Below are 8,211 nucleotides of genomic sequence, written 5' to 3' on the forward strand. Positions count from 1 at the left end.
TTAGGGAATGACTTCGTTACGGATCACGGTGACCGGTGCAAACGGCTTCGTCGGCCAAGCGCTGTGCGCGGCACTGCATCAATCCGGACATCGGGTAACGGCGGCAGTACGCACACCGATTGAGTCGACCAAGCCATACCCGCTCGTTCCGGTCGGAGACATCCATTCGGCGACGGAATGGAAGCCCGCATTGTTGGCCTCGGACGTCGTCGTGCACTTGGCCGGACGCGCGCATGTCATGCGCGATGCTCAATCGGACGCGCTTGCGCTCTATCGAAAGATCAACGTCGAAGGAAGCGTGCGCCTTGCGGAGCAGGCGGCGGAAGCCGGCGTACGCCGCTTGATCTTCATGAGCAGCATCAAGGTGAATGGCGAGGTAACCGGCGAGCGTCCGTTCACGGAAGAAGACCCGCCGTCGCCTCCCGACCCATACGGAATTTCCAAGCTCGAAGCGGAGCGGGCGCTGTACGAGGTTTGTTCCCGCTCCAGGCTGGAACTTGCCATCCTGCGGCCCACGCTGATCTACGGCTTCGGCGCCAAGGGAAATCTGATGCAATTGATGAAAGCCGTGGATCGCGGGTGGCCACTGCCGATCGGAGCAGTCCGTAACCGACGCAGTCTGCTCGGCATGGGAAACCTGATCGGGGCGGTGAAGGTCTGTCTTATACATCCAGCGGCTGCGGGAGCAACGTTTCTCATAGCTGACGAGCAACCGGTTTCGTCGTCGCAACTCGCAATCAGCGTCGGCCATGCACTGGGGCGCCCCGCCCGTCTCTTACCGGTACCGGTCTCAATGCTGCGTCTTGCCGGAGCAATGACCGGAAACTCTGCCGCCGTGAACCGGCTCACCTCGTCGTTGGTCGTCGATAGCAGCAAGATCCGAAAAACGCTGGGTTGGAGATCGACGCATCCATTCGAGCAAGGCATTGCCGATATGGTGCTCGGCTACCGCGAGGGCGCCTGAGAGCACGCTGCATGTTAACCTTACGCCGGCCAGCCGCCGTAGTCGCGTTCTTGCGCCGCGCGGCCTACGTCGAGTGATTGCAACGGCGCACTCATGGACGAGGGACTCACTCAATACATCGTCGCTCCAATCGTGTCCGCGTGCGCGACGTGGGGATTCCTGCGAATTCTCGAATCCAGGCATAACGTGCCCCTGGATCGGCCGAACGAGCGTTCGCTGCATGCCGAGCCTGTTCCCAGAGTGGGCGGGTTGGCCATCGTCCCAGCGATTGCGGCAGGCTGGGCTTTCGTTCCGAGTGCCGTACATTGGGCAATATGCCTACCGGCAGTCTTTTTGTTCGCCATTTCCTTCTTCGATGACGTTGGAGGCCTTAGAGTCCCTTTTCGCTTAGCGGCCCACCTATTGGCCGCTGGAATCGTCGCTGCGGCGCTCTTGCAGCCACAAGCAGGCGTTACTGCCGCGTTGGCAGCCACCATCGCGATCGCGTGGATGACCAATCTCTACAACTTCATGGATGGCGCGGATGGCTTGGCCGGCGGGATGGCGTTCATCGGATTCGGCAGTTACGGCATCGCCGCATGGATCGGAGGGTCGCCCTCCCTGGCATCGGCGTGCCTGGCGATCGCTTTGGCCTGCCTGGTATTCCTCAGCCGCAATTTCCATCCGGCCCGAGTCTTTCTGGGCGATTCGGGGTCGATTCCGATTGGCTTCCTCTCTGCCGCGCTCGGCGTGCAGGGATGGCTCGAGAATTTATGGCCCGCATGGTTTCCGCTGCTCGTGTTTTCACCCTTTGTCGTCGACGCTTCAGTCACGCTGTTGCGTCGCTGCGCGCGCCGTGAACGAGTATGGCGGGCGCACCGCGACCACTACTATCAGCGACTGGTCCGACTCGGTTGGGGGCACAAGAAGACTGCGATCGCAGAATACGTACTGATGCTCTCGTGTGGCCTGCTGGCGCTGTTCGCGTTGAAGCAACCAGCCGCCGCGCAGGGCACGTTGCTGGCTGCTTGCGCCTTGCTCTATCTACTGCTGACGGCCTTCATTGACCGGGCTTGGCGGCGGCACGCTCCGGAGACCTGAATGCCCCACCTTCCGAACCCACGCACAGCCATGGCAACCGCGCACGACGTGGTGGCGGCCATGCTCGCATGGTGGATCGCATTTCTACTGCGGTTCAATTTCCAAGTGCCCTCGGAGTATCTCGACGACTTTTCCCGAACTCTTCCCTTCGTCGTGCTCCTTCAGACCGGGGTGTTTTGGTACTTCGGTCTCTACCGGGGCATATGGCGCTATGCGAGCCTGTCCGACTTCAAGAAGATCACGCTTTCGGTCATTGTTGCCGGCGTCGTCGTAACAGCTTTGCTGTTCATGCTGCGCATACCCATCCCTCGCTCGGTCCTCGTACTCGACCCCATATTGCTGGCGTTCAGCATGGCGGGCAGTCGCCTGGCTTACCGGATGTGGAAAGAACGCCGAGCTTCGCGGCGCTTGCCGTTCGACCGCCAGCCCGTCCTCGTTCTCGGCGCGGGCGCGGCGGGCGCAAACCTCGTTGCTGAGCTCGCCCGCAACCGCGACTGGCGTGTCGTGGGCGTCTTGGATGACGACCGAAAGAAGCGCGGGCGCCAGATTCACGGCGTGACGATTCTCGGAAGCCTCGACGAACTGGCGCATTGGTGCGAGGAACTGGCGGTAACGAACGCGATCATCGCGCTACCCGCCGCGTCTCACAAGGTACGTCGGCGCGCCGTCGAATTGTGTACGGCCGTCGGCATCGAACCCATGACGGTTCCCTCGTACGACGACCTCGTCAGCGGCAAGGTGACTGTGTCGCAGATTCGACACGTGGAGCTCGATGACTTGCTGGGCCGAGATCCGGTGATATTGGACACCGCTGGTCTGATGGAGTGGGTCTCCGGGCGCACCATCATGATTACGGGAGCCGGAGGCTCCATAGGATCCGAGCTGTGCCGGCAAGTATTGCGCTTCCGTCCGCGTGTATTGGTATTGCTCGAGCTCAGCGAGCATGCTCTCTATTGCGTCGAGCAGGAGCTTCCGGCGCTAGCGCCGGAGACCGAGTTTGTGTGGGCAATTGGCGATGTGAAGAACCGTGAACGAATCGACGGCTTGATGGCGAAGCATCGGCCAACGATCGTCTTTCATGCCGCGGCGTACAAGCACGTGCCGCTGATGGAAGACGAGAACGCTTGGCAAGCGCTTGTGAACAACGTGAACGGCACGCGCGTACTGGCCGAAAGCTCGATCGAGCACGGCGTGGAAAAGTTTGTGTTCGTATCGACCGACAAGGCAGTGAACCCGACGAACGTCATGGGAGCGAGCAAACGGCTCGCCGAGCTCGTGTGCCAGGCACTGCAGCAGCCGCTCAGCACCCGATTCGTGATCGTCCGCTTTGGGAACGTGCTCGGCAGCACGGGCAGTGTGGTGCCAAAGTTCCGGCGCCAGATCGCCGCTGGCGGACCGGTGACCGTGACACACCCGGAGGTCCGTCGATACTTCATGTCCATCGCGGAGGCAGCTCAGCTCGTCTTGCAGGCGGGTTTGATGGGGCGCGGCGGCGAGATCTTCGTCCTCGACATGGGCGAGCCCGTGCGAATCGTCGATCTCGCGCGTGATCTGATTCGCCTGTCGGGATTCGCCGAAGAGGACATCTATATCGAGTTCACGGGCTTGCGTCCGGGCGAAAAGCTCTACGAGGAATTGCTTGCGACCGACGAGAACTCCTTGCCCACGCCGCACCCAAAGCTTCGAATCGCGAAGGCGCGAGGGGAGGATCGCGCATGGCTGGAAGGCCTCTTTCTATGGCTGACACGCAGCGAGCCACCGCCCTCTGCCGATATTCGCGCCCAGTTGGCGCACTGGGTTCCGGAGTATGCAGCGCCGGCGAACATACCCAATGCCGGCATCCCCGCGACGACCGGCGTTTCGCCGGAACCACGTCCGTCTGCAGGTCAGATGCACTGATTAGACCCATCGCCATGAGTCGAAATGTACGTGCGAGAGAAACCGGGAAGCAATCGAAGTCTGGTGATCGGTTCGGGTCTACGGACGTTCGAACGCTGAAATGACCATCCTCATCACCGGCGCGGCCGGCTTCATCGGAATGCACCTCGCCGAGGCGCTCCTCGGCCGCGGTCATCGCGTCGTCGGCATCGACAACCTCAACGACTACTACGATCCGGCACTCAAGCTCGCGCGCCTGGCCCGCCTGCAATCCCGGCCCGAGTTTCATTTCGAGCACCTCGACGTAGCGGATCCGCGCTCAAGCGAACTAATCCGAGGGGGTGAATTCGACGCCGTCGTGCACCTTGCCGCCCAGGCCGGGGTCCGCTTTTCCATCGATGCCCCGCTCGCATACAACGCCGCCAATCTAACCGGATTTACCCACGTCCTGGAAGGCTGCCGCCACGGCCGCGTCCCCCACCTGGTATTCGTCAGCTCGTCCAGCGTCTACGGCGGTAACCGCCGCCTGCCGTTTCGCGAGACCGACTGCACCGACCACCCGGTGAGCTTCTACGCCGCCACAAAGAAGGCCAACGAGGCGATGGCGCACAGCTACGCCCATCTGTACGGCCTGCCTTGCACAGGGCTGCGCTTCTTCACGGTGTACGGGCCATGGGGGCGGCCAGATATGGCCGCCTACAAGTTCGCGCTGAAGATCGCGGCCGGCGAACCGATCGATGTCTACAACCATGGCCGCATGCGGCGCGATTTCACGTACATCGACGAAATCGTCGCCGGCATCCTCGGGGTCCTGGACCATCCGGCGCAATCCGACCCGCAATTCGATATCATGCATCCGCGCGGCGGCGCGAGCTGGGCGCCTTACCGGTTGTTCAATATCGGGGGAGCCAACCCGGTTGGGCTGATGGAGTTCATCGCCTTGCTGGAGAAGCACCTGAGCCGCAAGGCCGAGATGCGCCTGCTGCCCATGCAGCCGGGCGATGTCGAGGAAACGTATGCCGACACCTCCGCGCTGGAGCAGCTGATCGGCCCGATACCGCGGACCGGCCTCGATGAGGGACTCGCACGCTTTGTCACCTGGTTCAAGAGCTATCACGGAGTCTGAGGACCGGGCGTTTCAGCGCGCACTGGTCGTCAAGCCGCGCCATCACGGCGGTGTTCCGCTCACCACCCCCGGTTTTTCCACGTGCGCCGGGAAGGTGAGCGCGTGCCCGGCAACGATCCCACCCGCCGCCGTTGTATCCATGCGCGACGAGCTCACGCAGATGGCGAAGCGATGATCCGCCTTGCGCTCGTGCATCAGCGCTACAACGCGTATGGGGGCAACGAGCGCCTGGTATCGCGCGCGCTATCGGCCCTGAAGGCGAACGGCACGCTCGATGTCACGCTCATCGCGCGCCGCTGGGACGACGATGCCGGCTGGCATACGCGGCGCGTCGATCCGTACTCCCTCACGCGAATCGGGCGCGATCGCAGTTTCGCAAAGGCCGCTGCGGCCTGTTTCCATGAATACGACGTGGTGCAAAGCCACGATCGCATCCCGGGCGCAACCATCTTTCGTGCGGGCGATGGCGTGCATGCGAGCTGGCTGGAGCAGTCGCGCCGGGTGCACGGCGCGGGCGGCACGATCACCCGCCGCTTGAGCGGCTACGACAGCCACCTGCTGGAGGCCGAGGCGCAGATGTTCGCCCATTCCGCACTGAAATGCGTCATGTGCAATTCGAGGATGGTGGCGGACGACATCGTGCATCGTTTCGGCGTCGACGAGGGGCGGATCGCGCTCATCTACAACGGCGTGGACCCGGCCCTTTACAATCCTGGGCTCGTGCGTCATCGAGCGGCCTGGCGGCAACAGCACGCCGTCGCGGCCGATGCGCCGCTTCTCGCTTATGTCGGCTCTGGCTTCGCAAAGCGCGGCGTAGCGACGGCACTCGCCGCCATCGCGCCCTTTCCCGAGGTTCACCTTGCGATCGCGGGCACGGACAAACGCGTACAGCGCTTCGTTGAGCTGGCCGAACGCTCTGGTCTCAGCAACCGGGTCCGATTTCTGGGAACCTTGCCGAACGCGCGCCCGCTGTACGGCGCGGCCGACGCATTCATATTGCCCAGCTTGTACGATCCGTTCCCGAACGCCTGCGCGGAGGCATTCGCATCCGGATTGCCGGTCTTCACCAGCCCCACCTGCGGAGCCGCAGAATGGGTGCACAGCCGCGAAAACGGCTGGGTGCTGGATGCGCTCGACGTAGAAGGCTATCGCTCGGCGTTATCCGAGTGGCTGCGCCGCCGCCCGGACTGGCCCGCGATGCGCGAAGCGGCACACAAGGCCGGCGAACCCTATACGCTGGAGCGAATGGTCCGCGACCTGACCGCACTCTACCAGCGCCTGGCGAACCCGGCCCCTCGCCTCGACCCCTTTCAAGTGTGACTTCCCGGCCGCTCCATGTCCCAGGCCATTTTGAGCATCTGCTTGATCGCATTGCCATACGCAATTCCGAGGCACATCAGCAGGCCCAGGCGGCCATCGCGAAAGCCCTGCTTGAAAAAATACTGCTTCACGAACGCACCCAGCGGCGAGAGCAGCAAGCGCAGGATGGTGCTGCGCCGGGGATCGTACTGCGCCGATCGTGCACCGAGCTCGACGTAACGGCGCATCATCTCCGCGGCGTCCGCCCACGAATCGTGTTTGCAGACACCGGGCAAATGCCGCACTTCGCCGTCGACGCTCACACCGTCGTGGCCACCCTTGCCCTCCGGGCCGATGCCCTGCACGGTGGCTCTTCGCGGACGAACGAGGCGCACGCGGTGTTCGGGCTGAAAGACGTAATTCAGCCACTGGCCACGGAACCATATCTTGCGGTTGAAGGAAAAGCCGTCGATCTCAGGACGAGCCGTGTGGAGGGCGCCGCGAATGGAAGCGATCAGCTCGGCATCCAGCATCTCGTCGGAGTCCAGGTTCAACACCCAGTCGTAGTCTGCGCATTGATCCATTGCGTACTGCTTCTGCGCCACCGGGCCCGGCCATTCCCGGTAGACAACCTCCGCGCCCATCTGCCTGCAGAGCTCTACAGTGCCATCGGTCGAACCGGAGTCCACCACGAACATCTTGTCCGCGATGCCGTGCACGCTTTGCAGGCACTCGCGAATCGTGCGTAGATTGTTCTTGGTGGTGATGGCGACGGCAAGATTCTTCGATTCGGTCATGGCGCAGCCTGCTTCTGCCGGTGAATGGCGGTAACGAGGTCGAGATATTGCGCGAACTCCGCGTCGGCCGTCAGGTGGACAACGCTATCGGCCACTGCTCGAGGAGGCGTCTTGAATGTGCGGATAAAGGCGACGGCTGCGGCGAGCTCCGCATCATCGTAGCGGCCCTCGAAAACAAATCCGGTGTCGGGCGTCATGATTTCAGCGGCGCCGTTCTCGGCCGAGGTCAAGACCGGGCACCCGCATGCGAGCGCTTCCAGACAGGCATTGGAAAACGGATCGTGGCGTGTCGGCAGAACCATGAAATCCGCGGCCTGGTAGTACGCCTGCGGGTTGTCGACCGCGCCGATGACGCGAATGCAATCGACGACATTCAAAGCTTTCATTTTCTCCTGAAAGGGCTTCGCATCGCCTTTGCCGATGACCACGAGATAGGCATCCTCATGGTACCCGGGTTCGCGACGAAGCCGTGCCAGCAGCTCGACGCAGTGGTGCAGGCCCTTGCGCACGAAGCCGCTGCCGCTCAACAGCAGCAGGGTGCCTGCGGCGGGCAATCCCAATTCCTCGCGCAGCGCCGCCTTTGTCGGCTCCGCGGCATGGAACACCGCGGGATCGAAACCGTTGTAGATCGTGACGATCTTCCCCACGAGATGGGGATAGGTCCGACCGACCAGCGACTTGGTCAGATTCGAGTTCGCGATGATCACGCGCGCCGATTCCAGGCATTTGCGCTCCAGCCGCGGCGCGAGCCAGTGCCAGGGGTTGAGCATCCAGCGCCGACTGCCACGAAAGCGCCGCCGCACATTGAGCTTGTGGACGCCGTCGCCGGCCCGATAGACGTCGCAATCCGGGCCGTATTCCAGGCTGAACACGACGTTGTCCCTGCCGGAGCGCAGATTCAATCGATCGAGATGACGGGTGAAACGCAGCGAGCGCCACCACGGTGGACCCCTGCGACCCGGGATCGCACGGCCCCGATAGGTTTCGCCCGCCCACAGTCGCGTGGTCGGATACAGCGCTTCGAAGCGGCGGGCAATACGCTCGGCGACACGCTCGGCACCGCCGAA

General features: G+C 62.9%; 7 protein-coding genes. 5 read left to right on the plus strand and 2 right to left on the minus strand.

The genetic code is table 11. The annotated features are described in order from the left end of the window. Positions 1-7 precede the first annotated feature (7 nt). The 5 genes from GEV05_29385 to GEV05_29405 all read left to right on the plus strand — a co-directional run bounded on the left by GEV05_29385 (position 8) and on the right by GEV05_29405 (position 6,368). On the plus strand, positions 8-964 hold the full coding sequence (locus tag GEV05_29385) for an NAD-dependent epimerase/dehydratase family protein (GenBank protein ID MPZ47403.1): 957 nt from the start codon (positions 8-10) through the stop codon (positions 962-964). 93 nt (positions 965-1,057) lie between these two features. Continuing rightward, complete coding sequence (locus GEV05_29390; GenBank protein ID MPZ47404.1) at positions 1,058-2,044, plus strand: glycosyl transferase family 4; 987 nt, start codon at positions 1,058-1,060, stop codon at positions 2,042-2,044. Next, on the plus strand, positions 2,045-3,943 hold the full coding sequence (locus tag GEV05_29395) for an NAD-dependent epimerase/dehydratase family protein (GenBank protein ID MPZ47405.1): 1,899 nt from the start codon (positions 2,045-2,047) through the stop codon (positions 3,941-3,943). 100 nt (positions 3,944-4,043) lie between these two features. Continuing rightward, entirely contained in the window at positions 4,044-5,048 is a 1,005-nt protein-coding gene (locus tag GEV05_29400; protein MPZ47406.1) for an NAD-dependent epimerase/dehydratase family protein, read from the plus strand. A 174-nt stretch (positions 5,049-5,222) separates the two neighbouring features. Continuing rightward, on the plus strand, positions 5,223-6,368 hold the full coding sequence (locus GEV05_29405; protein MPZ47407.1) for a glycosyltransferase: 1,146 nt from the start codon (positions 5,223-5,225) through the stop codon (positions 6,366-6,368). Here the strand turns inward: GEV05_29405 and GEV05_29410 are convergent. Together GEV05_29410 and GEV05_29415 are read right to left on the minus strand one after the other, a co-directional pair. Then, the gene (locus tag GEV05_29410) at positions 6,359-7,144 is read right to left on the minus strand and encodes a glycosyltransferase (GenBank protein MPZ47408.1); all 786 of its coding nucleotides are present in this window, start codon (positions 7,142-7,144) and stop codon (positions 6,359-6,361) included. The genes GEV05_29405 and GEV05_29410 overlap by 10 nt on opposite strands. After that, a partial coding sequence (locus GEV05_29415; GenBank protein ID MPZ47409.1) for a glycosyltransferase occupies positions 7,141-8,211 on the minus strand: 1,071 nt, incomplete at its 5' end. The genes GEV05_29415 and GEV05_29410, both read right to left, overlap by 4 nt.

Source organism: Betaproteobacteria bacterium, from assembly GCA_009377585.1.
Taxonomy (GTDB): Bacteria; Pseudomonadota; Gammaproteobacteria; order Burkholderiales; family WYBJ01; genus WYBJ01.